Consider the following 25,905-nt stretch of genomic DNA (forward strand, 5'->3'; position numbering starts at 1 on the left):
CTTTATGAGTTGAAGGCAAGTGCTTGAAGGATGGCTTGCGCGGCGGCGCGGAAGTGTCGCTTTCGGTCCGGCTTGCCCATCGTCTTCGCCGGACGGCCGCCTGTCGGTGGGGTCGCCCCTGGTTGTCAGCCAGTTCGGTTCGCTGCGGCGGCCAATCTCGGCGCGCTCGGCAATGGATTGGCCGACAGCTGCCTGTCCGATTCAAAAAGCCCGCAGCGGATTTTCCGGTGCGGGCTCCAATGATTTCTGATTTTCAGATCATGTCGGTGAGTTGCCCGACGTGTCAACCGATATTTCGCCGACGCCAAATCTGCCGTAATTATTGGCCACAAGCCGTCAATCCTGCCTTCCGCTGCAGCGATGCATTCGCTAAAGCCAGCGGCATTGTTCCTCCGCATTTCCACGAGGCCGTTCCTGATGTTTCCCAAGCCGAAGCCCGCGCTGGTTCCGAACACCTATGCCTTCGAATCCGAGCCGATGGTGAAGCCGACCGGGTTTCGCGAATATGACGCGCGCTGGCTGTTCAACAAGGAGATCAATTTGATGGGCGTACAGGCGCTGGGCATGGGGCTCGGCGCGCTGATCGCGGAGCTCGGCGTCAAACAGGAGATCGTCACCGGTCACGATTTCCGCGGCTATTCCGCCTCGATCAAATACGCGCTGATCTCCGGCTTGATGGCGGCGGGCTGCAAGGTGCACGACATCGGCCTTGCGGTGACGCCGATGGCCTATTTCGCGCAATTCGATCTCGACGTGCCCTGCGTTGCCATGGTCACCGCCTCGCACAACGATAATGGTTGGACCGGCGTCAAGATGGGCGCCAACCGTCCGCTCACCTTCGGTCCCGACGAGATGACGCGGCTGAAGCAGATCGTGCTCAACGCCGATTTCGACAACAAGGCCGGCTGCTCCTATCAATTCCATGAAAACTATCCGGCGCGCTACATCGCCGATCTCACCAGCCGGCCGAAGCTTAAGCGCAAGCTGAAGGTGGTGGCGGCTTGCGGCAACGGCACCGCGGGCGCGTTCGCGCCGCAGGTGCTGGAGGCGATCGGCTGCGAGGTGATTCCGCTCGACACCGAGCTCGATCACACCTTCCCGAAATACAATCCGAATCCGGAAGACATGGAGATGCTGCACGCGATCCGCGATGCGGTGCTGGCGCATAAGGCCGATGTCGGCCTTGGCTTCGACGGCGACGGCGACCGCTGCGGCGTGGTCGACAACACCGGCGAGGAGATCTTTGCCGACAAGGTCGGCGTCATGCTGGCGCGCGACATGTCGGCGATCAACGCCAATGCGCAGTTCGTCGTCGATGTGAAGTCGACCGGGCTGTTCGTGACCGATCCGGTGTTGCAGAAGCAGGGTGCAAAGACCGTCTATTGGAAGACCGGGCATTCCTACATGAAACGCCGCACCAACGAATTGGGCGCGCTCGCCGGCTTCGAGAAGTCCGGCCACTTCTTCTTCAACAAGCCGTTCGGTCGCGGCTATGACGACGGCCTGGTGTCCGCGATCGCGATCTGCGAGATGCTCGACCGCGCCCCCGGCAAGTCGATGGCCGACCTGAAGGACGCGCTGCCGAAGACCTGGTCGTCGCCGACCATGTCGCCGCATTGCGCCGACGAGGCGAAGTACGGCGTGGCCGACGCCGTCGTGAAGCACTTCGAGACGCTGCAGCAACAGGGCGCGCAGGTCGCGGGCCAGACCATCCGCGATCTCGTCACCGTCAACGGCGTGCGCGTCACGGTCGCGGACGGCAGCTGGGGCCTGGTGCGCGCGTCCTCGAACAAGCCGGAGCTCGTGGTCGTGGTGGAAAGCCCGGTCAGCGAGCAGCGCATGCGCGACATGTTCGAGGCGATGGATTCAGTGCTGCGCACCCACCCCGAGGTCGGCGAGTATAATCAGAAGATCTGAACGCGCGCTCACGCCGCCCGCAGCGAGGCCAGGAAGCGGTCGAGCTCGGTCTTCAGCCATTCCGACTGCGACGACAGGCTGTTGGCCGCATCGAGCAATTGTGCGGTCGCGCCGCCGGCCTGTTCGGACGCGCGGTTGACGTTGAGGATGCCCTTGTTGACGTCGCGGGTGCGATCGGCCGCCTGCTGCAAATTGCTGGAGATCTCGCGGGTCGCCGCGCCCTGCTGATCGACGGCCGCGGCGATCTCGCCGGAGACCTGGTCGATTTCCGCGATGGTGGTTCCGATGGTCCCGATCGCGCTGACGGCGGCACCCGTCGCGCTCTGGATATCCTGGATCTGAACCGCGATCTCCTCGGTCGCCTTGGCGGTCTGGTTGGCCAGTGCTTTGACCTCGCTGGCGACGACCGCGAAGCCGCGGCCATGCTCGCCGGCGCGCGCCGCTTCGATGGTTGCGTTCAGGGCGAGCAGGTTGGTCTGGCTGGCGATGCTCTGGATCAAGGTCACCACCTCGCCGATCTTCTGCGTGCCGGCGGCGAGACCCTGCACCACGGCGTTGGTGCGGCGCGCCTCGTCGGCAGCCTTGGCGGCGATCCGCGCCGAACGCGTCACCTGCTCGGCGATGTTGTTGATCGAGGCCGTCAGCTCCTCGGTCGCCGACGCCACGGTTTCCACGTTGCTCGACGCCAGCGTCGATGCGGAAGCGGCAGCGGTGGCCTGGCGAATGGTTTCCGCGTTGCTGCCGTCCATCGTCGCCGACAGGCCCTGCATCGCGTTCGCCGCCACCGCGACGGCCTCGACGACCTCGCCGATCTTGCGCTCGAAGCCCAAGGCGAGCTCGCGCCGCGCGGCATCGCGGTCGTGCTTGGCCCGCTCGGCCTCGATGCGCTCGGCATTGGCGCGCGCTTCGGCGGCGCTGGCGGCCTCGGCCTCCGCCGCCTTCTCTGCCGACCTCTTGAACAATTCGGCGAGCGTGTGCGCGAGCCAGATCAGCACGCCGGCCTCGATCAGCAGGATCACGGCGTGAAGAACGACGCGGCCGAAATCGGCGCCGCCGGGATAGATCGCGGCCGGCAGGATGAAGTTCAGCGTCAAATGATGCAGGGCGACCGCAACCGTGCCGGCGACGATCGGCCGGTAGTCGCAATAGGCGACCAGGCAGGCCAGCGCCGCGAAGAAGTACATGTGCATGTCGACCTGCCAGCGGTGGCCCGCGAACTGGTAGACCAGCATCGATACGCCGGCCATCAAGGCCACCGCGACGGTCAGCTGCGTTGAAACGCCGTTGCCCGACATGCGCCACGACATCGTCGCGGCGAGCGCCATCGCGACCATGAAGCCGGCCGGGATCAGCCAGTCGGTGTGCAGCGCCATGCCGACAATGACGGCGATCGGAACGTGCAGCCACAGCACCACGAGCAGGATCTTGCTGGTCGTCTCGCGCAGCGCGGCCATTTCATCGCCTTCGAAGGTCATTCCCAACCCCCAGATCGTCGTCCGCCTTGAAGCAGCCGGCGATCGCCTGCGGATCCATGGTCAGCAGGGCGCCCGCCTCATACAGCCGGCTCAGCCCGCCATCGCGGTCAGGCCGCACCACCAGCAGGGCCGGAATGGCGGTCATCCGAACGATCGACGCATTGGCGGATGCGGCCGCCGCCAGCGCGCGCTCGGCGCGCCACCACGGCGGAAAGGCCACGGCCACCACGTCGCTGCCCGCACGCACCTTTAGCGACAGCATCGCGACCGCGATCCAGCTCGCAATCAGCAATGCAGCCGCGCCTGGCCATGCGGGCCGTCGTCTCGCTGGGATGATCTCCCCCGGCTCCATCGCAGCATAATACCGCTGGTCGCGCTAACTTCCGGTAAATGCCGGGCGGGCGGACTACCTGGGGGCGTATCGACTATCGTATGGGATTGTGCGGCGGCGCTTACGCCGCGGGCACCGGCAGCGCCGTCACCGACTTGATCTTCTCCATCGCAAAGCGCGAGGTGACGTTCTTCAGCGGCACGGCACTGATCAGCTTCTTGTAGAACACGTCGTAGGCCTGCATGTCGGCGACCACGACGCGCAGCATGTAGTCGACGTCACCGGCCATCCGGTAGAACTCCATCACTTCGGGCATGGCGCTGACGGCGTCGGCGAATTTGCGCAGCCAGGCTTCCGAATGGTCGGCGCTCTCGACCGAGACGAACACCGAGATCCCGAGCCCGATCTTGTTCTGATCGACCAGCGCGACGCGGCGCAGGATCACGCCGTCGGCCTCGAGCCGCTGGATGCGCTTCCAGCACGGCGTCGACGACAGCCCGACCCGGTCGCCGATTTCGGCGACGGAGAGCGAGGCATCCTCCTGCAACACAGTCAGGATCTTGCGATCGATGGCGTCGAGGCGGCGGTTGTTGTCATGAAGCTGAATGGCGACATCGGTCATAGAAGAAAGTTCCACATGAAGGTTCAAACTCCCTCATATAGAGAAAAATCTTCCAAATCAAGCGGGTCGTGGCCGGTCAGGCCGGCCGCGCGTCGGCGTGCTCGCCCAAAAACGCTTCAACTTCAGTACGTTGCGGTGCGGCATAAGCGCCCCCGAACCGGGTGCATTTCAGCGCTGCAGCGGCGGAGGCAAAGCGGAGAGCCTGCCGCAACTCCTGCTTCTCGGTGATGGCGAGGGCAAACGCCCCGTGGAAGACGTCGCCGGCGCCGAGCGTATCGACGGTATGGACCGGGAAGGCCGGGGTCTCCTCGAGCCCGCCTTTCTCATTGAGCCAGATCGTGCCCTGGGGGCCGCGGGTGCCGGCCAGGAAGGAGGGGGTCAGCTTGGCGAGCTTTTGCAGCGCCTGGCCGTCGTCGGTGACGTCGGCGGTCTGCTGCAGCGGTTCGCTGGAAAACACCAGGTGGGAGGAGGCGGTCAGCAGCCCTTCCCGCATCGACATCGCGCGGTCGACGTCGACCACCACGGGAATGCCGCGCTTGACCGCCTCGGCGCACAGCTCGGTGCAGAACGGCGCGCAGCGGCTCTCGGTCAGGATCGCCGCGCAATCCTCCAGCAGCAGTTCGGTCGGCGGCAGCTTGACCTTCCAGAGCTCGGGATCGCGGAATGTGACGATGGTGCGCTCGCCGGTGTCGTCGATCATGATCGCCGAGATCGGGGTGACCAGGTCCGGCATGTGGATCAGATGGTTGGTCTCGATGCCCTCCTCGGCCATCTTGTCGAAGATGTAGCGGCTTGAGGTCTCCCGCGAATCACCCATCGGCCCGCAGATCGAGGCGCGGCCGCCCAGCCGGGCAATGCCGATGGCGGCGTTCAGCGCGTTGCCGCCGCAGATCTCGTCGAAATGGGTCGCGTTCTCCTTGGAGCCGCGCGCCGGAACATTGACGCGGAAGGTCAGGTCGCGCACCGGCAGCCCGATGCAGAGGATACGGGGCGGGACTTTCGGGGCACCGTCTTGAAAATTCATGCAAAGGTCCGTGGCAATGGTTCCGTCATCTGGCACAAGCTGTGCCAGATGTAATCGGCAGAACGATGTCCGGTTCCCGCTATTGGTCCAACGGATTTCGGTGGTGCACCCAGCGGCCGAGCAAATGATGGGCAATCGCGAACGGATGCGGGCCGGCCAGGCCGTCGGGATGCTGGCGCTTGAGCATCAGCGTCGCCTCGGCATGGTCGAACCAGCGCGCGTCCTCGAGCTCGGTGCGGTCGACCACGATGTCCTCGTTGGTCGCGCGCGCGGTGCAGCCGATCATCAGCGATGACGGATAGGGCCAGGGCTGCGTCATGTAATAATTGACGTCGGTGCAGCGGATGCCGGACTCCTCGAAAATCTCGCGCCGGACCGCGTCCTCGATGGTCTCGGCGGCTTCGACGAAGCCGGCGAGGCAGGAATACATCCCGGGCATGAACTGCTTCTGCCGGCCGAGCAGCACCTTGTCGCCCGAGGTGACCAGCATGATCACGACCGGATCGGTGCGCGGAAAGTGCTCGGCCTTGCAGCTCGGGCATTCGCGCTTCCAGCCGCCCTCCTTCATCGCCGTGCGGGTGCCGCAGTTGGCACAGAAGCCGTGGCGCTGATGCCAGGTCACCATCGATTTCGCCATCGCGATCGCCGACAACTGCTCCGGCGGCACCACGCCCTGCATCGCCATGCCGCGCAATTCGGTGATCGCGACGTCGCCGCGCCCGACCAGCTTCTCGGCCGCCTGGGGCGCGATCCCCATGCCGAAGATCGGCGCGGTATCGCGCAAGCCGAGGAAAATCGTGCCGGGATTGGCGCCGAAGCTGCGGGCCTCCTCCAGCGAGAGCAGCGCGCGGGCCCCGCCATCCTCCTGCTTCACCACCAGCGAGTCGCGATAGATCACATAGGCTCGCGCCTCGCGATGGCCCTCCAGTGCGAACAGCTTCTCGTCATTGCTGCGCAGATGCGCGGCGCGGTCGAGCACATGGGTGACGAAGGCCGGCTGGCCGAGCGGAAATGAATCGGATGCAGACATTGAATTTTCAACCCAACCAGATCTTGCGGCGAAGCGCGCTGATGAAATTCTGCACTTCCTCGGCGTCATGCGCCAGCGGCGGCATCACGCCCCAAACGGGACGCGGCCATGCAGCGTCGCTGGTGCGGCGCGCGATGATGTGGACGTGAAGCTGCGGGACGAGGTTGCCGAGGGCTGCGACATTCAGCTTGTCGCACTTGGTGACCTCTTTCAGGGCCCGCGAGACGCGGGTGATCTCGGTCATCAGCTGCGCCTGCTCGACCTCGTCGAGGTCGATGATCTCGACCGCGCCGTCGCGCCGCGGCACCAGCAGCAGCCAGGGATAATGCGCATCCTTGATGACGAGCACCTTGCACAGCGGCAGGTCGCCGACGTCGATGGTGTCTTTGTTGAGCTGCGAATGCAGCGACCAATTGGAGGCGGGCATGAGGGGCAAGTAATGCCTTTCCGTGTTCCCAGACAAGCCCCACAAAGCCAGCCTTACAAAGCCGGGTCAGGCCGCTTGCTTTCCGGCGGTTTTGGCCCCAAATAGGGACCGGGAGATTGGCGGTGGACGAGCCACTCGCCAACCGGGTCAGGTCCGGAAGGAAGCAGCCCTAACGAGGTCCGGATCGGGTCGCTCGTCAGTCTCCTACCTGTTTTTCCGAGCGAATCGTGCTGGAATGGCGGTCTCCGCGCCCGGCGCTCGATTTCGGCTCCTATCCGCACGCCGGCCGAAGAGACAATTCCCAAGTTGCGGATCGATGCATGAATGACGCTGGCGACCCCTCCCAACCGTCCGACGGCGCAGGCAAGGCGAGCCTTGACGGCGGTTTTGATTTGGGTGGCGCGCCGGATACGGCCAAGCCGTATCGCGTTCTCGCCCGCAAATACCGCCCCTCCAGCTTCGAGGATCTGATCGGCCAGGAGGCCATGGTCCGCACCGTCTCGAATGCGTTCGAGACCGGGCGGATTCCGCAGGCCTGGATCCTCACCGGCGTCCGCGGGGTCGGCAAGACCACCACCGCCCGCATCCTCGCCCGCGCACTGAACTACGAAAAGCCCGATGGCTCGGTGAAGGGGCCGACCATCCACATGCCCGACCTCGGCGTACACTGCCAGGCGATCATGGAAAGCCGGCACATGGACGTGCTGGAAATGGACGCGGCCTCCCATACCGGCGTCGACGATGTCCGCCAGATCAACGACAGCGTGCGCTATGCGCCGGCCAGCGCGCGCTACAAGGTCTACATCATCGACGAAGTCCACATGCTGTCGACGGCGGCCTTCAACGCCTTCCTGAAGACGCTGGAGGAGCCGCCGGAGCACGCCAAGTTCGTGTTCGCCACCACCGAAATCCGCAAGGTTCCGATCACGGTGCTGTCGCGCTGCCAGCGCTTCGACCTGCGCCGTGTCGAGGCCGACGTGCTGATGAAGCATCTCGGCAATATCGCGGCCAAGGAAGCCGTCGAGGTCGAGCCCGAGGCGCTCGGCATCATCGCGCGCGCGGCCGAGGGATCGGTGCGCGATTCGCTGTCGTTGTTCGACCAGGCGATCGCGCATGCCGCGGGCCTCGTGAAGGCCGATGCGGTGAGGCAGATGCTCGGCCTCGCCGACCGCACCCGCGTCATCGATCTGTTCGATTCGCTGGCGCGCGGCGATCTCGCCTCAGCCTTCGCCGAATTCCGCGCGCAGTACGATGTCGGCGCCGATCCGGTGGTGGTGCTGTCCGACCTCGCCGAGTTCGTCAATTTCGTCACCCGCGTGAAGTTCGTGCCGGGGACCGCCGACAATGTCGCGTTCGGCGAGACCGAGCGGGTGCGCGCGCGTGAATACGCCGCAAAGCTGTCGACGCGGGTGCTGTCGCGGATGTGGCAGATGCTGCTCAAGGGCATCGCCGAGGTGCAGACCGCGACGCGGCCGGCCGCTGCCGCCGAGATGGTGCTGGTGCGGATCGCCTATGTCGCCGACCTGCCGACGCCGGACGAGGCGATCCGGATGTTGGTCGAGCAGAATGGCGGCGGCGCGGCTCCTGCGACGGCAGGCTCCGCCGCATCGTCAGCGCCACGCGGCGCGCCTGGCTCGACGATGTCTGCGATGACCTCAGCGCCGGTGCGCGCGCCGCAGGCCTCGCCGCGCGCCGATCTCGCCGCGCGCCCGCAGATGGCGGCCCTGGTCGCCGATGCCGCGCCGGCGCTGCGCATCACGAGCTTTCCGCAACTGATCGCGCTTGCCGGCGAGAAGCGCGACATCATGACCAAGAGCGCGCTGGAAGCCGATGTGCGGCTGGTGCGCATCGAGGACGGCCAGCTCGAGATCGCGCTCGAGCCGAAGGCGCAGCGCGCGCTGGTCACCGATCTGCCACGCAAGCTCGAACTATGGACCGGGCGGCGCTGGACCGTGATCATCTCCAACGCGGCCGGCCAGCCCACGGTGCGCTCGCAGAACGAACTCGCGCGCAGCGAGCATCAGCGCGCTGCGGAAGCCGATCCGCGCGTGCAGGAGGTGCTGGCGCGCTTCCCCGGCACCAAGGTGGTCGAGGTTCGCCGCCTTGCCGCCGAGGTTCCGGTAGCGGATGCGACCGGCGAAGATCCGATTGAAACTTCCGACAGCGACGACGATTGATCTGATCATAAGGATGCACGCATGGCTGATTTTCTCGGCATGATGAAACAGGCAGCGCAGCTGCAATCCAAGATGCAGGAGATGCAGGAGCAACTCGGCAATGTCGAGGTCGAGGGCATCTCCGGCGGCGGCCTGGTCGCGGTGCGCATGACCGCGAAGATGGAAGTGAAGGGCGTCAAGATCGATCCCTCGCTGATGAAGCCGGAGGAGCGCGAAGTGCTCGAGGATCTCTTGGTCACCGCGCATGGCGATGCCCGCCGCAAGGCCGAGACGGCGATGCAGGAGAAGATGATGGCTATCACCGGCGGGCTCGGCCTGCCGCCGGGATTTGGTCCGACTTGAAGCGCGACGAGATCAAGATGACGCATCGTGCCTTGGCTCTTTGTTGGAGCATGATCTCCGCGCAAACGCGTTCCGCGTTTGTCGCGAGGGAAAACCGCTCCACACTTTTCCGGATCATGCTCTAATGGCTGCAAGCGTTGCCGGCCCCGAAATCGAACGCCTGATCCAGCTGCTGGCGCGGCTGCCCGGGCTCGGGCCGCGTTCGGCGCGGCGCGCGGCGCTGCATCTGATCAAGAAGCGCGAAGCGCTGATGACGCCGCTCACCGCTGCGCTGCAGGTCGCGATCGACAAGATCCAGGTCTGCAAGACCTGCGGAAACATCGATACACAAAACCCCTGCACGGTGTGCACCGATCCGCGCCGCGATCCTTCGATCATCGTCGTGGTCGCTGATGTCGCCGATCTCTGGGCGCTGGAACGCGCCAATGCGACCAATGGCCGCTATCACGTGCTCGGCGCCACGCTGTCGCCGCTCGACGGCGTCGGCCCGCAGGATCTCACCATCGATCAGCTGGTGGCGCGCGCGCATGCGCCCGAGGTCAGCGAGATCATCCTCGCGCTGAATGCGACCGTCGATGGCCAGACCACGGCGCATTACATCACCGACCTGTTGTCGGAGGCCAATGTGCGGGTGACGCGGCTGGCGCATGGCGTGCCGGTCGGCGGAGAGCTTGATTACCTCGATGAAGGTACGCTATCGGCTGCGATGCGGCAGCGGACGCTGTTCTAGCAAGCGATCCAGCAACGGGATGCCACGGCGTTCGCCGGGCGATCCGTCACAAGTCGAAAAGATCGCACTGAAACAAAATGATAGGGTGGATGACGATTCGGGGACGGTCATCCACGCTCTGACGAATCAACTACGGAACCACTGCAAATGACGACACACCGATTCGGCGTACGCTTGGGCGTTGCGTTTCTGGCGTCCACATTCGCCGCGACCTGCGCGCTCGCACAGCAGAGCGATGCGCCGCAGAAGCCCGGCAAGATGATCCGGGCCGGCGATGTGCTGTCGGGGGAACTCGGCGTCATGAAGGTGCGCGACACCAAGAACCGCGGCAAGCGCGTCGCGACCTACCAGATCACCAGCGAGCCGCGCCGCCTGCCGCCGCCGAACGGTCTCTGCAATCTCGAAACCGGGCCGGAAACCTTTCAGCTGATTCCGACCAACGACGCCCAGGCCGCGCAGCTCAAGAGCCTCTCGGGCAAGGCGATCTCGGTGAAGGTCGACGAGATCGCCTGCGCCAAGGACGCCGGCGAGATGAGCGAAGCCATCGTCACCAAGTGGAGCGTGGTGGCGAAGTAGCCGCCCAATTGCGGCTCCGGGCTGCGTGGGTGATGACACCGCGCTGTTTGACATCTTGAGTTGCGACCCATCCTCATCGTCGTCCTGGCGAAGGCCAGGACCCATAACCATCGGCCTTGGTTGTCGGATGGATTGTGGCCCCAACGTCGTGCAACAATTCGCACTTGGGTAATAGGTCCTGGCTCTCGCCAGGACGACGCGCGGAGTGGTGCCGCGGCTTCTCCGCTGAAGCTTTAGCGGAGGCGGCAAGCCGGGTGATGACAGGGAGAGCTAAACCCTGACCGGCCCCAGCTCGTCAAAATGCCCGCGTCGCTGCAGCCAGGCGAGCAGGATCAGGCTCGGGATCGCGACCAGCACGCAGATCACGAAGAACATCTGCCAGCCGACGGCCTTCGCCACATAGCCCGCGCCCGATGACAGGTAGGTGCGGCCGACCGCCGCGAGCGCCGTCAGCAGCGCATACTGGGTCGCGGTGTGCAGCGGATTGCGGCACAGCGCCGACAGGTAGGCGACGAAGATCACGGTGCCGATCGCGCTGGTGAAATTCTCCGCGGTGATCGCCAGCGCGAGCGCCCATTGATCGACGCCGACATGGGCGAGCCAGGAGAACGAGAGATTGGCGACCGCCTGCAGCACGCCGCCGATCCACAAGCTGGTCGCGAGCGAATAGCGCCGCGCCACGAAGCCGCCGGCAAATCCGCCGATCAGGGTGGCGGCAAGGCCGACGCCCTTCACGATCGCGGCGTAATCGACCTTGGAAAAGCCGATGTCGATCACGAACGGCGCGGTCATGGTGCCCGAGAACGCATCGGTGAACTTGAACAGCACCACGAAGGCGAGCGCCGCCAATGCGTCCTTGCGGCTGAGGAACTCGGAGAACGCGCCGAGCGCCGCATGCAGCACGCGTTCGGCCGCGGTCTGCGCATGCGTGGCGGCCTCCGCGCCCTTCGATTGCGCCGGCTCGGTCGCAGCAAGCGCCGTGACGATGCCGATCACGACCAGCGCGGCCATCACCACATAACCCCACATCCATGCCGACGGACGCGCCACTCCGGCGGCCTCGAAGCCGCTGACGATGAACAGCGCGCCTGCAGTCGAGACCAGCATGCCGATGCGATAGGCCGCGACATAGGACGCCATGCCGGCGGCCTGCTCGCTTTCAGGCAGGCTTTCGACGCGGAAGGCATCGACCACGATGTCCTGGGTCGACGAGGCGGTTGCGACCAGCAGCGCGGCGAACGCCGCGAACCATGGCGACCGCGCCGGATCGGCCAGCGCCAGCACCACGATCGTCGCGATCAAGAGCAGCTGCGAGAGCAGCAGCCAGCCGCGGCGGCGACCGAAGATCTGCGTGAACAGCGGCACGTGCAGCGCGTCGACCAGCGGCGCCCAGAGGAATTTCAGCGTGTAGGGCGTGCCGATCAGCGCCAGCAGCCCGATGGTGCCGAGATCGACCCCGGCCTCCTTCATCCACACCTGCAATGTCGAGCCGGACAGCGCCAGCGGCAGGCCGGAGGAGAAGCCGAGCAGCAGCACGATCAGCACCCGCGGCTGCAGGTACACGGCGAAGCTGTCGCGCCAGGAGGTGGGGGCGGGCCTGGCCTCCGACTTTGCAGACGTATCCGACGTCGCTTCAGGTGCTGTCATAGAAGCGGTGTTACCAGATTCGGCCCCAAAAAGACTGTCATCGCGCGGCTCGACCGGGCGATCCAGTATCCCAGAGGCCTATCCGCCACCTGCGGCAGAACAACGCCTACTCCCCCGCCTGCAGCTTGCGCGGGGCGGGGAACAGGTCGGTGGCGGCGGGCTTGACGAAGCGCGGCACCTCGATCGGGGTCTCGGACTTGCTGAAGTCGAGTTCCTCGATGCGGCCGGCGCGCTTCTCGATCTTGTCGGCGGAGATCAGGATCTGCCGCACGTCCTCGTTCACCTGACCGAAATGATTCTGCAGCTTGAGCACGCGCTCGCGCAGGCGGCCGAGGTCGTCGCCGAGGTGCATCACTTCGTTGCGGATCTGGTCGGCGGCGTCGCGGATGCGGGCGTCCTTCAGGATCTGTTGCATCACCTGGATCGCCAGCATCAGCAGCGAGGGCGACACCAGCACGACGCGGGCGCGATAGGCCTTCTGGATCACGTCGTCGAAGCCGTCATGGATTTCGGCATAGACCGATTCCGACGGCACGAACATCAATGCGGTGTCCTGGGTCTCGCCCGGGATCAGGTATTTTTCGGCGATGTCGCTGACATGCTTCAATACGTCGGCGCGCAGCCGCTGGCTGGCGAATTTGCGTTCCTCGTCGCTGCGCGCATCGTGCAGCGCGGTCATCGCCTCCAGCGGAAACTTCGCGTCGATGCAGAGCGGGCGCTGGTCGGGCAGGAACACGACGCAGTCCGGCCGCTTGCCCGACGTCAGCGTGTACTGGAACTCGAACGAGCCTTTCGGCATGCCGTCCTGGACGATCGCCTCCATCCGCGCCTGGCCGAAGGCGCCGCGCGATTGCTTGTTGGCGAGCACGTCGCGCAACGTCGTGACCTGGGTGGTGAGCTCGTTGAGGTTCTTGTGGGCGTGGTCGATGATGCCGAGCCGCTCATGCAGCACCCGAAGCGAATCCATCGTGTTGCGCGTGGTCTGTTCCATCGATTGGCCGACCCGGTGGGTCACCGAATCGAGCCGCTCGTTGACGGCGCGGGCCATCTCGGCCTGGCGGCCGGCCAGTGCCTGCCCCATCGCGTCGACCCGTCCTGAGGCCTCGCTCTGGGCCCGCAGCATGTCGGCAAGCCGTTCCTCCAGCTCGTCGGCGCGAATGGCCTGGGCCATCGCGAGTTCCGCGCCGCGCCGGCTGGCGCGCGCGATCACCACGGCGATGGCAAGCAGCAGGACCAGCGCCAGCGCGCCAAGGCCGATCAAGGCGTCGGAGACGCGGACAGGGAGGTCGCCAATCGTGAGCAGAATTTCGTTCATGCCATCAATTGTAGCCGATTCGGCACCGGCATCGAACGAAAAGGGAACGTTTATGGTAAACAGTCCCTTGGATTCCTTGGTTAATCTTGCGTGAAGAAACGTGGTTAAGGCCGCCTTAACCGGTTCCTGAACGCATTGACCGCATCAGGCCCGCGGCTTAAATCGCCGCCATGGCATTACGAGAAATCATCATCCTGCCGGACAAGCAGTTGCGTCTGGTATCGAAACCGATCGAGAAGGTGACGCCGGAGATCCGCAAGCTCGCCGACGACATGCTCGAGACCATGTATGACGCGCCCGGCATCGGGCTCGCGGCGATCCAGGTCGCGCAGCCGCTGCGGCTGATCACCATGGACCTCGCCAAGCGCGACGAGAACGGCGAGACCACGCCGCAGCCGCGGGTGTTCATCAATCCCGAAATCATTTCGCATTCCGAAGAGCTGTCGGTCTACGAAGAGGGCTGCCTGTCGATCCCCGAATATTACGAGGCGGTCGAGCGCCCGGCGCGGGTGCGCCTGCGTTTCACCGATCTCGACGGCAAGCTGCACGAGGAGGATGCGGAAGGACTTTACGCCACCTGCATCCAGCACGAGATCGACCATCTCAACGGCGTGCTGTTCGTGGACTATCTGTCGAAGCTGAAGCGCGACCGCGTCTTCAAGAAATTCGAGAAGGCCGCCAAGCGCGCCGCGGAATAGCGCCGCTCACTCTCGGAAGAAATCGATCGCATGCCTCTTCGCCTGATCTTCATGGGCACGCCCGATTTCGCGGTGCCGACGCTGCTGGAGCTGGTGGCCCATGGCCATGAGGTCGTGGCGGTGTATACCCGCGCGCCGAAGCCGGGCGGGCGGCGCGGCCTGCAGTTGCAGCCGACGCCGGTTGAGCAGAAGGCGCGCCGCCTTGGCATTCCCGTGCTGACGCCGAAGACCCTCAAGACACCGGAAGCGCTCGAGGCGTTTCGCGCGCATGACGCGGATGCTGCCGTCGTCGTCGCCTATGGCATGATCCTGCCGCAGGCGATTCTCGACGCGCCGAAGCTCGGCTGCTTCAACCTGCACGCTTCGCTGTTGCCGCGCTGGCGCGGCGCCGCGCCGATCAACCGCGCCATCATGGCCGGCGACGCCGAGAGCGGCGTGATGGTGATGAAGATGGATGTCGGCCTCGACACCGGCGACGTCGCGATGGCCGAGCGGCTGCCGATCTCGGACAGCATGACCGCATCCGACCTGCACGACGCGCTGGCGCCGCTCGGCGCCGACCTGATGGTGCGCGCAATGGGCGGGCTGCAGCGTGGCGGCTTGCAGCTGACGAAGCAGAGCGAGGACGGCGTCACCTACGCCGCCAAGATCGACAAGGCCGAAGCGCGGATCGACTGGACGCAGCCGGCGCACGCGGTGCTGCGCCACATTCACGGGCTGTCGCCGTTCCCCGGCGCCTGGTGCGAACTCGCCGGCGAAGCCGAGCCGGTGCGGCTGAAGATCCTGCGCTGCGAGCTGGCGAAGGGCTCAGGCCAACCGGGCGACGTGCTCGACGACAATTTTGCGATCGCCTGCGGCGACGGCGCGGTCCGGATTCTCGAATTGCAGCGCGCCGGCAAGGCGCCGATGAAGGCGGCGGACTTTTTGCGCGGCACGCCGCTGAAGCCGCCTGCGCGGCTCACCTGATGCCCCGCTACAAGCTCACCATCGAATACGACGGCACGCCGTTCTCCGGCTGGCAGATCCAGGACACCGCACCGACCGTGCAGGGCGCGCTGGAGACCGCAGTCAAGGCGATCTGCGGCGAGGACGTGCGCGTCCATGGTGCCGGGCGTACCGACGCCGGTGTGCATGCGCGCGGCCAGGTCGCGCATTGCGACATCGCCAAGCATTTTCCGCCCGGCCGCTTCCGCGACGGGCTGAACGCGCATCTGCGGCCGAATCCGATCGGCGTGCTGGCGGCCGATATCGTGCCCGACGAATTCGAGGCGCGGTTCTCGGCGATCAAGCGGCACTATCTCTATCGCATCACCAACACCCGCGCCAACCTCGCGCTCGACATCGGCCGCGTCTGGCGCGTGCCGCGCGCGCTCGATGCCGGCGCGATGCACGAGGCCGCGCAGCGACTGCTCGGCAAGCACGATTTCACTACCTTCCGCGACACCGAGTGCCAGGCCAGGTCGCCGGAGAAGACGCTCGATCAGCTCGACGTCACGCGCGAGGGAAGTGCCATCAACATCGTGACCTCGGCGCGCTCGTTCCTGCACAGCCAGGTGCGCTCGATGGTCGGATCGCTGGTCTGGGTCGGCGAGGGCCGCTGGAGCGCGGACGATCTCTTTGCCGCACTCGCCGCCCGCAACCGCGCCGCCTGCGGGCCCGTCGCGCCGCCCGACGGGCTCTATTTGATGCGGGTAGATTATTAGGCGGTGGGAGTGATTGCGTAGGATGGGTAGAGCGAAGCGAAACCCATCATGTGCGCCGCAGATTCGAGGTGATGGGTTTCGCTGCGCTCTACCCATCCTACGGGCTATATCTTGTGCAGGTGGATGACTAGCGGCCCCAATCCCTACTGTGCATGGGGTTGTTTTTCGATGTTTTGGTCCAGCCGGACGGCTGGCCTTACGCAAAATACCGGTCCAACACGCCCCGATAGACCTTCGTCAGCTTCTCGAGGTCGGCCACCGGCGTGCGCTCGTCGATCTGGTGCATGGTCTGGCCAACCAGGCCGAATTCGATCACCGGGCAATAGCTCGAGATGAAGCGCGCATCCGAGGTGCCGCCCGAGGTGGACAGCTCCGGCTTGCGGCCGGTGACCTCCTCGATCGCGGCGACGGCGAGATCGGTGAACGGGCCGGGCTGGGTGACGAACACGTTCGAGTTCGACGGTTGCCAGTCGATGTGGGCGTGGATGCGATTGCCGCAGGCCTTCGCCAGCCGCTCGTCGACCAACTGCCGCAGGCTCTCCTGGGTGTGGTTGTCGTTGTAGCGGATGTTGAATTTCGCCCGCGCCTGGCCCGGGATCACATTGCTTGCGGTGTTGCCGACATCGACCGTGGTGAATTCGAGGTTGCTGGCCTGGAATTGCGCGCTGCCGTGATCCAGCGGCTCGTCGCTCAGCGCCACGATCAGCCGCGAGATATCCGGCACCGGGTTCGAGGCGCGGTGTGGATAGGCGACGTGACCCTGCACGCCGTCGACGATCAGCGTACCGGATTGCGAACCGCGCCGGCCGATCTTGATCATGTCGCCGAGCACCTCGACATTGGAGGGCTCGCCGAGCACGCAATGGTCGAATTTTTCGCCGCGCTCGGCGCACCATTTCAACAGCTTGACGGTGCCGTTGATCGAGACGTCTTCCTCGTCGCCGGTGATCAGGAACGAGATCGATCCCTTTGCCTTGCCGGCATGGTCGCTGAGATATTGCAATACGGCGGCGACGCTGCAGGCGATGCCGCCCTTCATGTCGACGGCGCCGCGGCCGTAGAGATAGCCGTCCTTGATCTCGCCGGAGAACGCGCCGAGCGTCCACGCGGCTTCATCGCCGGGCGGCACCACGTCGGTGTGGCCGGCAAAGGTGATGTGCGGTGCCGAAGAACCGATGCGGGCATAGAGGTTGTCGATATCGGCGGTGCCGGGCTCGGAGAACGTCACGCGGTGAACGTCGAAGCCCGCGCTTTTCAGCAAATTTTCAAGAACGCCGAGCGCGCCGGCGTCGGCCGGGGTGACGGAGGGGCAGCGAACGAGATCGCGGGTAATCGAGACAGCATCACTCATGCGCCTCGCTTAACACGTCACACCGCGGGTGGACCAGCTTTGTACGGCATCATTCGAGCTCGCTCTGTTGATCCCAGCCCTGCGTGGGGCGCGACCCGCTGTCGCGGCCGCTGCCTTGCCGCGCGTGGATTTTCCCAAGCGGATTGGGACCGTAGCGATTGGGGTACGAGGTGCCGGGCAGAAAGCCGAGCTCGATGAAGCCCCAGATATAGAGCACGAAGACGATCGCGCCCGCGGCCATCACCCAATAGGATTCATCGGGCAGCCGGTCCGAGAATTGGCTCATGAGGCCGGGGATCGCGAAGAACGGGACCATCCACCAGCCGCACTTGTCGCGGTCGTGCAGGCGCTTGATCGAGACCGCGACATAAACCCAGACGAAGAGCACCGTTCCACTGGCCTTGACCAGCAGCGCGGGCAAACCGGCAAGGGTCAGCGATTTATAGCTGTCCGGGTCGAAGGCCCGGAAGATGTCGTCGACATTGAAGCCGAACGACCCGTGCTTGCCGCCGAGGCCGGCCGAGATCACCAGCGCGGCAAGGAAAATCATCCAGCACACGATGATCAGCCCCGCGAGCCAGAACTTGGCCCGGTTGACGCGGCCCTTGAAGCCGAACAGGTAGTTGGCCCAGTCCATGAAAAAGCTCCGGACAGCGGCAATTTTTCGCAGCCGGAGTTATGTCGGCGTCAGATGAAATTTGGTTCGATCAGTCCCGCAGCAGCTCGTTGATGCTGGTCTTGGCGCGGGTGCGCTCGTCGACGCGCTTGACGATCACGGCGCAGGCGGTGGCAGGTCCCGGCTGGCCGTTCTTCAGCGGCTTGGCCGGCAGGGTGCCGGGAACGACGACGGCGTATTCCGGGACCTCGCCGACGAAGATTTCACCGGTCTCGCGGTCGACGATCTTGGTCGAGGCGCCGAGGAACACGCCCATCGACAGCACCGCGCCCTTGCGCACGATGACGCCTTCGGCGACCTCTGAGCGCGCGCCGATGAAGCAGTCGTCCTCGACGATCACGGGCTCGGCCTGCAGCGGCTCGAGCACGCCGCCGATGCCGACGCCGCCGGAGATGTGCACGCGCTTGCCGATCTGGGCGCAGGAGCCGACCGTCGACCAGGTGTCGATCATGGTGGCTTCATCGACGTAAGCGCCGAGATTGACGAAGGAGGGCATCAGCACGACGTTGCGCGCGATGAAGGCCGAGCGGCGCACGATCGCGCCCGGCACGGCGCGGAAGCCGGCGTCACGGAAGCGATTCTCGCCCCAGCCCTCGAACTTCGAGGGCACCTTGTCCCACCACGAGGCCTTGCCCGGACCGCCGGGAATGGCGCTCATGTCGTTGAGGCGGAACGAGAGCAGCACGGCCTTCTTCAGCCATTGATTGACCTTCCACTTCCCATTGGCCTCGCGCTCGGCGACGCGGGCCTCGCCCTTGTCGAGCAGCTCGAGCGCATGATCGACGGCCTCGCGGACCTCACCCTTGGTCGAGGTCGAGATGCCGTCGCGGGCGTCGAACGCGGTGTTGACGGTGGTTTCGAGGGCGGACAGCGACATCGGGACAATCCTTGGGCGTATCGGGGATATGACGGAAATTTTGCAGGGCTTTTTCGGAATTTGGGGCCACGGAGTCAAGGCAAACTCCTCGCTCGCCGGGCGGTCTGCTTCCTTCGACGGGACGACGCTGCGGAGAGATCAGGGCCTCAGCCGTTGCAAGAACCCGGTGAGATCGTCCGTGACGTGGTCGACATAAGCGGCGTCGCGGCCTTCGAGCTCCCAGGTCTCGCGCACCACCTCCTGGCTGCCGTCGGGCACGACCAGCACGGTGGTCATGCCGAGCTCATGCGGCACCACCAGATTGCGCGCGAGGTCCTCGAACATCGCGGCCTTCGACGGATCGACGTCGTGAAGCCTCAGGAACTTCTGGTAGGTCTGCGGCGCCGGTTTCGGCTCGAGATCGGCGGCGATGATGTCGAACACGCCGTCGAAATGATTGGAGATGCCGAGCCGGCCCAGCACCGCATCGACATGGTCGACCGAGCCGTTGGTCAGGATCAGCTTGCGCCCCGGCAGTTTTGCGATCGCAGCGCCCATCGCCGGATTCGGCTGCAGCGGCGAATGGTCGATCTTGTGCACATAGGCGAGATAGTCGTCGGCCTGCACGCCGTGCTCGGTCATCATCCCGCGCATCGTGGTGCCGTAGCGCAGGTAATAGTCCTTCTGCAACCGCCTTGCCTCCTCGGGCAAGATCTTCAGCCAGTTGCCGACGAACTCGCCGATCCGTGCATCGACCTGTTGCCACAGATTGACGTGATGCGGATACAGCGTGTTGTCGAGGTCGAACACCCAGGTCTCGACATGGCCGAAGCTGCGGGGAGTTTTCATGATGCTGTCGTCCCGGCGAAGGCCGGGACCCATACGCCGCGGTGGCTATTGGTGAACCCGGTGTAAGTCGGCTTTGATTTTGTGGTCATCGACGGTCAACAAAACTCAGTATGGTGGTTATGGGTCCCGGCCTTCGCCGGGACGACAGTCGTGTACGCGGCGCCTTTGTCTTCATCACGGCATCGCAAAGCGCAGCGTCTTGCCGCCGCTGGTCATGTCGACGGTGGTGAAGCCGACCGCGGCGGTGCCGCGGCTCGCGCAGTCGCCCTGCTCGTTGATCTCGAACTTGCTCTCGCGGGTGCAGAGCAGCACCGCGCCGCCCCAGTTCAGCGGCTTGTCCTTGATGCGGATGGCGCGGTTGTCGCCGTCGACCGCTTCGGCGAAGGAATAGATCTGCTTCGGCGTGCCCGATACGTCGGGATGCAGGCACTTGCCGGGGTCGATGCGATACCAGCCGCGGCTGGTTACCATCTTGCCGTCGTCGGTGGCAACCGCGGCCATCACCTTGTGCGGCGTGTCGTTGCACCAGGTCAGTCCCGACGGCGACGGCTTCTGCACGGCGTCGACCATGGTGGCGAAGAAGTTCGGCGACTGCACGATGTCGCTGCCGAGCCCGCGGCTCTTGAGGAAGGCCGACAGCGCGCCCTGGGTCTTCGGCCCGTCGACCCCATCGATCGGCGCCGCATCATAGCCTGCGATCACCAGCAGGCGCTGGATGCCGGCTAGCCGCGCCTGCTCGTCGTCATACTCGCTGTCTTCGGCGAGGTAGGCGACGAGGTTGCCGTCATCGGTCTGCGTCGGCGTGATCTGGGTGAACTGCGCCGGTGTCTGGCCGGAGCGGCATTGGCGCGCGGCGGCGATCACGAAATTGTCCTGCGCGACGCACAGCGTGTCGGTGCCGTTCTGCGGGATCGGCGAGGCGCCGTAGACGCCGAGCGCGCGGGCATTGAGCAGCACGCGGTCGGCGGTGAGCGCGCCCTGCACCACGACGCGGCAGGTCGCGGGATCGATGCGGAACCAGCCGCGTGTCGCGGTTGCGGCTTTGTCGTCGATGCCGATCGCGGCCTCGATCACATAGCTCATGCGGTTGCACAGCTTGAGATCGGCATGCGCCGGCGCCGACGAGAACAGGAACGACATCAGCGCGGCCGGCAGCGACATCGCGAGCCGTGCCGCCGGCGACCGGCGAGGGATGCTCGCCGTGTGTCCCGCGTCTGCCATTACTTATGGATCAGCGTGCCGGTGCCCTGGTTGGTGAAGAGCTCGAGCAGCACCGCGTGCTGGGTCTTGCCGTCGATGATCACGACGCCCTGCACGCCCTGTTCGAGCGCGTAGATGCAGGTCTCGACCTTCGGGATCATGCCGCCGGAGATCGTGCCGTCGGCGATCAGCTTGCGGGCTTCCTTGATCGACAGGTCCGGAATCAGCTTCTTGGACTTGTCGAGCACGCCGGGCACGTCGGTCAGCAGCAGCAGGCGCTTGGCTTTCAGCGCGCCCGCGATCGCGCCGGCAAAGGTGTCGGCGTTGATGTTGAGCGTCTGGCCGTCCTGCGAGGTCGCCAGCGGCGCCAGCACCGGGATCAGCTCATAGCCGATCAGCTGATTGAGCAGCGTGAGGTCGACCTTCTCGGGGTCGCCGACGAAGCCGAGATCGACCGCCTTCTCGATGTTGGAATCGGGGTCGACCATGGTGCGCGTCGTCTTCGACGCCTTCACCATGTTGCCGTCCTTGCCGGAGAGGCCGACGGCCTTGCCGCCAGCCTCGTTGATGTAGCCGACGATCTGCTTGTTGACCGAGCCCGCCAGCACCATCTCGACGATCTCGATGGTCGCGGCATCGGTGATGCGCAGGCCCGCGGCGAATTCCGACTGGATGCCGAGGCGCTTCAGCATGGTTGCGATCTGCGGCCCGCCGCCATGCACCACCACGGGATTGATCGCGGTCTGCTCGAGCAGCACGATGTCGCGCGCGAACGCCTTGGCGGTGTCCTCGGCACCCATGGCATGGCCGCCATATTTAATGACGATGGTTTCCTCGTCATATTCCTGCATGTGCGGCAGCGCCTCGGACAGGATGCGGGCCTGATCGAGCGGGCTGATGTGCTGGTCGGTCATGGGGCTGGTCTCACGTCAGCGGAGGGACGGGCGCGTTTCTATCTGATTGCCGGGCAGGGCGCAAAGTGGGGTTGATGCAGGGCTGTCACACGGTGGCCCTTCTTTCCTTCTCCCCTTGTGGGAGAAGGTGGCGCGGATGTAATCCGCGCCGGATGAGGGGTTTGTCTCCGCGGATGGAGACCCCTCACCCGCCTTCGCTTCGCGAAGGCGCCCTCTCCCACAAGGGGAGAGGGGAAGGCGTGCCTATCAACGCCTCGGCCACATGGCCGAAACCGCCAGCACCAGCCAGCTCAGGATCAGCAGCGTTCCGCCTGATGGAGCCGCCATCGGAAACAGGCCATGGCCGCCATATTGGCGCAGCGTGAGATCGCCGGCGAACAATGACGCGGCGATGACGAAGCCTGCCGCCGCCACGATGCCGAGCTTTGCATGGATGATCGCGCGCTCGGCGACCGCAACGGTCGCGATGGCGGCGGTGGCATGGAACAGCAGCATCGAGGACGCTGCCGCCAGCCGCGTGGCATCCGGCAAATGGGCTGCGGCCGCCGCCAATATCACGCCGCAGGCGCCCATGATGGCGGCAAGGCCGATCAGGAGGCGGGATGCGCCGTTCATCGGCGCCGTTCCTCGATCAGGCGTACCATGGCGGCACGCAGCTCCGGCATGCCGTCGCCGGTGCGTGACGAGGTCACCAGCACTTCGGGGAACGCGGCGGGATGTTTTGCGAGCGTCGCGATCGTGTCGGCGGTGACGGTCTTGAGTTCGCCGGCCTTGACCTGGTCGGCCTTGGTCAGCACGACCTGGTAGCTGACCGCGGACTTGTCCAGCGTCTTCAGCACGTCGAGATCGACGTCCTTGATGCCGTGGCGGGCGTCGATCAACACATAGACCCGCGCCAGCGTCGCGCGCCCGAGCAGGAATTTGTGGATCAGCGCGGTCCATGACGCCACCTTCGTCTTCGGCGCTGAGGCGTAGCCGTAGCCGGGCATGTCGACGAGACGAATGTCCGCGTTTTCCGGACCCTCGAAGAAGATCAGTTCCTGGGTGCGGCCCGGCGTATGCGAGGTGCGCGCCAGCGCATTGCGGCCGGTCAGTGCGTTGATCAGGCTCGACTTGCCGACATTGGAGCGGCCGGCAAAGGCGACCTCGAGGCCGGCCATCGGCGGCAGCGTCTCGATCGTGGGCGAGGCCCAGATGAAGCGCCAGTCGCCGGCGAACAGCTTGCGTCCCTGCTCGATCAGCTCCGCATCAGGTTCGGTGGTCATGCGAAGGATCCCATTTCGTCGTGGCCGGGCAAAGGCCCGAAGCGCAGCCTTGGCGTAAGACGACCCGGCCATCCGCGTCAACCGGCCATCCATGTCAACGCCTTGCCGCCCTCCAATACGTCAATGCCCGGCACGAGGCCGGGCATGACGCAATGATAGATCGGGCGCAGGAAGCTACGTCGGCTTCTTGGCGAAGGTCGACTTCAGATTGTCGAATAACTCCACCTTCACGCCGTTCTTGCGCATGATGAAGCTCTGCTGCAGCACCGAGAGGGTGTTGTTCCACGCCCAGTAGATCACGAGACCCGCCGGGAAGCCGGCCAGCATGAAGGTGAAGATCAGCGGCATCCAGTCGAAGATGATCTTCTGGGTCGGATCCGGCGGCGCCGGGTTGAGCTTCATCTGCACCCACATCGTGATGCCCATGATGATCGGCCAGATACCCATCACCAGATAGGCGCCGAAATGCGGTCCGAGCAGCGCGATCGGATCGAACGGGATCAGCCCGAACAGCGTGAACAGATTGGTCGGATCGGGCGCCGAGAGGTCCTTGATCCAGCCGAAGAACGGCGCGTGCCGCATTTCGATGGTGATGAACAGCACCTTGTAGAGCGAGAAGAACACCGGGATCTGCAACGCGACGGGAAGACAACCGGCGATCGGGTTGATCTTCTCCTTCTTGTAGATCTCCATCATCTCCTGCTGCTGCTTCACGCGGTCGTCAGGATAGCGTTCCTTCAGCGCCTGAAGCTGCGGCTGCACTGACTTCATCTTCGCCATCGAGGCGTAGGACTTGTTGGCGAGCGGGAAGAACAACAGCTTCACGATCACGGTCACCAGGAGGATCGCGATGCCGAAATTGCCGACCAGGCGATAGAACCAGTCGAGCGCCAGGAACATCGGCTTGGTGATGAAGTAGAAATGGCCCCAATCGATCAGCAGATCGAAATGGTTGAGGCCGAGCTGCTTGTTGTAGCCGCCGAAGCCGACCAGCGGGAAGTTGAGGCCGACGGTCGCGGCCTCCTTCGCGCCGGCGAACAGCCGCGCATGGGCAACGCCGGTGCCCCCGATCGGAATGGTCTGCGCGCCGAGCATGTAGTCGGCCCGATAGCGTTTGGCGCGCGGATCGGAAGCCTGGTCGTTGGTAAGACGGGCCGTTTGCAGTGTGGCGTTGGTGTCCGGCAAAAGGGCTGTCGCCCAGTATTTGTCGGTAATGCCGAGCCAGGCGTTGGTCACGTTGTCAAACTTGACGCCACGCGAGTCCTCGCCGGTCGGGATCTTGCTGTCGTCGATGTTCTTGTAGGTGTATTCCTGCAGACCTTGTTCGCCGAGATAGCCGATCAGGCCTTCATGCAGGATCGCGTAGCCTGAGACCGGCGGCTTGCCGCCGCGCGAGATCAGCCCGAACGGGTACAGCGTCACTGGCGCGCTGCCTTGATTGATGACCTCGTCCTTGATGCTGAAGAGGTAGCGATCGTCGATCGAGATGGTGCGGCGGAAGGTCAGGCCCTGGCCGTTCTCGTATTTCAGAACCACCGGGGTGCTCGGCGACAGGCTGTTCGACCCCTCCTGCTCCCAGACGGTTTCGGCGTCCGGCGTCTTTACCGACGAGCCGTTGGCGGTCAGCCACAGGAACTCGGCATAATAAGGCTCGGCGGTGCCCGACGGCGACAGCAGCACGATGGCCGGTGACTTGGGGTCGACCGTCTCGCGGAACTGGACCAGCGACAGATCGTCGATCCGGGCACCCTTCAGCGCGATGCTGCCGATGATGCGCGGGCTCTCGATCTTGATGCGCGGGCCGGCCGCGAGCGCCGTCTCGCGGCTCGCCACCGGAGCGTCGGCAGCAGGCCTGCCCGGTGCCGGGGAGGGCGTCGTTGCGCTTCCCGGAGTGGCGCCAGCAGCAGCACCGGGAGTCGCCTGCGGCGCCGGTTTCAGCAGCTCGGCCTGGCGCTGCGCCTCGCGCTGCTTCTCCATCTGCGGCACGTTGTAGAAGTATTGCCAGGCGATCAGGACGAGGCCCGACAGAATGACGGCGATGATCGTATTGCGGTTGTCGGACATCTCTTAGGGTCTCGTCATTCCATTCGGATTGGGCGCGCTTTTGTTACCCGCCTTTTGCGCAGGCCGGTCGAGGCGGCGCAGCGCCGACCGCAGGTCGTCAATCATGGTCGCAAAGTCGCGGGTCAGCGCGTCACGACGGCCGACTAGCACATAATCATGGTGCGGCCGCATGAATACGGCATCGACCCGTCTTATCACTTCGCGAAGCCGGCGGCGGATGCGGTTGCGCTCGGTCGCGGTGCCGTTCTTCTTGGTGACGGTATAGCCGATGCGGATCGGGCCCTGATCGTCGCGACGGCGGCCCTGCAGCACAAAAGCTGCGGTATTCGCCCGTGCGCCATTGGCAACGGCGAGGAAATCCGCCCGCTGCCTCAGCCGATCCATAATGGGTATCTCCGGAGAGGAGACGTCCGGGCTCAGGCGCTCAGGCGCTTGCGGCCACGCGCGCGGCGCGCAGCGAGGACCTTGCGGCCGCCGGCCGTGGCGAGACGGGCGCGGAAGCCGTGACGGCGCTTGCGCACCAGTTTGCTGGGTTGATAAGTCCGCTTCACGGGTAATTCTCCGCTGACCGGGCAATTTGCCGTTATATTGAGATGGAATCCGGTGATGCTGGCGGGCTCAAACGAGCCATTTACGGCCCCAAAGAGCCGCCCCCGGTCAAGAACCGGGCCATCGCGGACAGTTGGCGCGGCTTATAAGGGAGCGCCCTGTTTTCG

Annotated in this window: 27 protein-coding genes and 1 other RNA gene; 9 read left to right on the forward strand and 19 right to left on the reverse strand. The window is 65.1% G+C overall.

Annotated features, from left to right (window positions below):
- Positions 1-417 precede the first annotated feature (417 nt).
- A complete protein-coding gene (locus CO675_RS24305) occupies positions 418-1,917 on the forward strand; it encodes a phosphomannomutase/phosphoglucomutase (protein ID WP_097674378.1) in 1,500 nt (499 codons plus the stop codon).
- 8 nt (positions 1,918-1,925) lie between these two features.
- Here CO675_RS24305 and CO675_RS24310 read toward each other — a convergent pair whose 3' ends face one another.
- The 6 genes from CO675_RS24310 to CO675_RS24335 form a co-directional block, all read right to left on the reverse strand.
- Positions 1,926-3,392 (reverse strand): methyl-accepting chemotaxis protein, encoded by a 1,467-nt coding sequence (locus CO675_RS24310; RefSeq protein WP_097674379.1) that lies wholly within the window; start codon positions 3,390-3,392, stop codon positions 1,926-1,928.
- A complete protein-coding gene (locus CO675_RS24315) occupies positions 3,373-3,684 on the reverse strand; it encodes a hypothetical protein (RefSeq protein WP_245452891.1) in 312 nt (103 codons plus the stop codon). The genes CO675_RS24310 and CO675_RS24315 overlap by 20 nt, the downstream gene beginning before the upstream one ends.
- Before the next feature lie 160 nt (positions 3,685-3,844).
- Positions 3,845-4,345: an Lrp/AsnC family transcriptional regulator gene (locus tag CO675_RS24320; protein ID WP_024578797.1), complete on the reverse strand. Its 501-nt coding sequence runs from the start codon at positions 4,343-4,345 to the stop codon at positions 3,845-3,847.
- A 76-nt stretch (positions 4,346-4,421) separates the two neighbouring features.
- Entirely contained in the window at positions 4,422-5,369 is a 948-nt protein-coding gene (locus CO675_RS24325; protein WP_097674381.1) for a sugar kinase, read from the reverse strand.
- Between the two features lie 79 nt (positions 5,370-5,448).
- Positions 5,449-6,399, reverse strand: coding sequence for an NAD(+) diphosphatase (nudC, locus tag CO675_RS24330; RefSeq protein WP_097674382.1), 951 nt, complete (start codon positions 6,397-6,399; stop codon positions 5,449-5,451).
- Positions 6,400-6,406: 7 nt separating this feature from the next.
- Positions 6,407-6,826, reverse strand: a complete 420-nt coding sequence (locus tag CO675_RS24335; RefSeq protein ID WP_097674383.1) for an HIT domain-containing protein — start codon at positions 6,824-6,826, stop codon at positions 6,407-6,409.
- Between the two features lie 111 nt (positions 6,827-6,937).
- Between CO675_RS24335 and ffs the strand changes: the two genes are divergently transcribed.
- The 5 genes from ffs to CO675_RS24360 all read left to right on the forward strand — a co-directional run bounded on the left by ffs (position 6,938) and on the right by CO675_RS24360 (position 10,651).
- Positions 6,938-7,034: signal recognition particle sRNA small type (ffs, locus tag CO675_RS24340), an RNA gene on the forward strand.
- Between the two features lie 112 nt (positions 7,035-7,146).
- Positions 7,147-9,003, forward strand: coding sequence for a DNA polymerase III subunit gamma/tau (locus tag CO675_RS24345; RefSeq protein ID WP_097674384.1), 1,857 nt, complete (start codon positions 7,147-7,149; stop codon positions 9,001-9,003).
- Positions 9,004-9,024: 21 nt separating this feature from the next.
- On the forward strand, positions 9,025-9,345 hold the full coding sequence (locus tag CO675_RS24350; protein ID WP_097674385.1) for a YbaB/EbfC family nucleoid-associated protein: 321 nt from the start codon (positions 9,025-9,027) through the stop codon (positions 9,343-9,345).
- A 124-nt stretch (positions 9,346-9,469) separates the two neighbouring features.
- Entirely contained in the window at positions 9,470-10,075 is a 606-nt protein-coding gene (gene recR, locus CO675_RS24355) for a recombination mediator RecR (RefSeq protein ID WP_028335942.1), read from the forward strand.
- Positions 10,076-10,222: 147 nt separating this feature from the next.
- Positions 10,223-10,651, forward strand: coding sequence for a hypothetical protein (locus tag CO675_RS24360; protein WP_198964724.1), 429 nt, complete (start codon positions 10,223-10,225; stop codon positions 10,649-10,651).
- A 270-nt stretch (positions 10,652-10,921) separates the two neighbouring features.
- Here the strand turns inward: CO675_RS24360 and CO675_RS24365 are convergent, their stop codons facing one another.
- Positions 10,922-12,298, reverse strand: coding sequence for an AmpG family muropeptide MFS transporter (locus tag CO675_RS24365; protein ID WP_097674387.1), 1,377 nt, complete (start codon positions 12,296-12,298; stop codon positions 10,922-10,924).
- Positions 12,299-12,404: 106 nt separating this feature from the next.
- The gene (locus tag CO675_RS24370) at positions 12,405-13,613 is read right to left on the reverse strand and encodes a DNA recombination protein RmuC (RefSeq protein ID WP_097674388.1); all 1,209 of its coding nucleotides are present in this window, start codon (positions 13,611-13,613) and stop codon (positions 12,405-12,407) included.
- A 170-nt stretch (positions 13,614-13,783) separates the two neighbouring features.
- On the opposite strand from CO675_RS24370, the gene def reads away from it, so the two are divergent.
- The 3 genes from def to truA are packed head-to-tail and all read left to right on the forward strand — an operon-like array spanning position 13,784 to position 16,014.
- Entirely contained in the window at positions 13,784-14,311 is a 528-nt protein-coding gene (gene def, locus CO675_RS24375) for a peptide deformylase (RefSeq protein WP_097674389.1), read from the forward strand.
- Between the two features lie 30 nt (positions 14,312-14,341).
- Entirely contained in the window at positions 14,342-15,277 is a 936-nt protein-coding gene (fmt, locus tag CO675_RS24380; RefSeq protein WP_097674390.1) for a methionyl-tRNA formyltransferase, read from the forward strand.
- Complete coding sequence (gene truA / locus CO675_RS24385; RefSeq protein WP_097674391.1) at positions 15,277-16,014, forward strand: tRNA pseudouridine(38-40) synthase TruA; 738 nt, start codon at positions 15,277-15,279, stop codon at positions 16,012-16,014. Before fmt ends, truA begins: the two co-directional genes overlap by 1 nt.
- Positions 16,015-16,210: 196 nt before the next feature.
- Here truA and dapE read toward each other — a convergent pair whose 3' ends face one another.
- The 11 genes from dapE to rpmH all read right to left on the reverse strand — a co-directional run bounded on the left by dapE (position 16,211) and on the right by rpmH (position 25,740).
- On the reverse strand, positions 16,211-17,365 hold the full coding sequence (gene dapE / locus CO675_RS24390) for a succinyl-diaminopimelate desuccinylase (protein WP_097674392.1): 1,155 nt from the start codon (positions 17,363-17,365) through the stop codon (positions 16,211-16,213).
- 49 nt (positions 17,366-17,414) lie between these two features.
- Positions 17,415-18,002 carry a DUF805 domain-containing protein gene (locus CO675_RS24395; RefSeq protein ID WP_097674393.1) on the reverse strand — a complete coding sequence of 196 codons (588 nt, stop codon included), beginning with the start codon at positions 18,000-18,002 and terminating at the stop codon, positions 17,415-17,417.
- Positions 18,003-18,072: 70 nt separating this feature from the next.
- On the reverse strand, positions 18,073-18,918 hold the full coding sequence (gene dapD, locus CO675_RS24400; RefSeq protein WP_097674394.1) for a 2,3,4,5-tetrahydropyridine-2,6-dicarboxylate N-succinyltransferase: 846 nt from the start codon (positions 18,916-18,918) through the stop codon (positions 18,073-18,075).
- Positions 18,919-19,056: 138 nt separating this feature from the next.
- Complete coding sequence (locus CO675_RS24405) at positions 19,057-19,749, reverse strand: pyrimidine 5'-nucleotidase (RefSeq protein WP_198964732.1); 693 nt, start codon at positions 19,747-19,749, stop codon at positions 19,057-19,059.
- A 171-nt stretch (positions 19,750-19,920) separates the two neighbouring features.
- Positions 19,921-20,907, reverse strand: a complete 987-nt coding sequence (locus tag CO675_RS24410) for a DUF1036 domain-containing protein (protein ID WP_097674395.1) — start codon at positions 20,905-20,907, stop codon at positions 19,921-19,923.
- 59 nt (positions 20,908-20,966) lie between these two features.
- Entirely contained in the window at positions 20,967-21,860 is an 894-nt protein-coding gene (gene argB / locus CO675_RS24415) for an acetylglutamate kinase (RefSeq protein WP_029083632.1), read from the reverse strand.
- Positions 21,861-22,106: 246 nt separating this feature from the next.
- Positions 22,107-22,475, reverse strand: a complete 369-nt coding sequence (locus tag CO675_RS24420; protein WP_097674396.1) for a DUF423 domain-containing protein — start codon at positions 22,473-22,475, stop codon at positions 22,107-22,109.
- The gene (gene yihA, locus CO675_RS24425; protein WP_097674397.1) at positions 22,472-23,125 is read right to left on the reverse strand and encodes a ribosome biogenesis GTP-binding protein YihA/YsxC; all 654 of its coding nucleotides are present in this window, start codon (positions 23,123-23,125) and stop codon (positions 22,472-22,474) included. The genes CO675_RS24420 and yihA overlap by 4 nt, the downstream gene beginning before the upstream one ends.
- Before the next feature lie 174 nt (positions 23,126-23,299).
- Positions 23,300-25,189 (reverse strand): membrane protein insertase YidC, encoded by a 1,890-nt coding sequence (yidC, locus tag CO675_RS24430; RefSeq protein WP_097674398.1) that lies wholly within the window; start codon positions 25,187-25,189, stop codon positions 23,300-23,302.
- Positions 25,190-25,192: 3 nt separating this feature from the next.
- Positions 25,193-25,573 carry a ribonuclease P protein component gene (gene rnpA / locus CO675_RS24435; protein ID WP_097674399.1) on the reverse strand — a complete coding sequence of 127 codons (381 nt, stop codon included), beginning with the start codon at positions 25,571-25,573 and terminating at the stop codon, positions 25,193-25,195.
- 32 nt (positions 25,574-25,605) lie between these two features.
- Positions 25,606-25,740: a 50S ribosomal protein L34 gene (gene rpmH, locus CO675_RS24440; protein ID WP_008542748.1), complete on the reverse strand. Its 135-nt coding sequence runs from the start codon at positions 25,738-25,740 to the stop codon at positions 25,606-25,608.
- Positions 25,741-25,905 lie beyond the last annotated feature (165 nt).

The organism is Bradyrhizobium sp. C9 (genome assembly GCF_002532045.1).
Classification (GTDB): Bacteria; Pseudomonadota; Alphaproteobacteria; order Rhizobiales; family Xanthobacteraceae; genus Bradyrhizobium.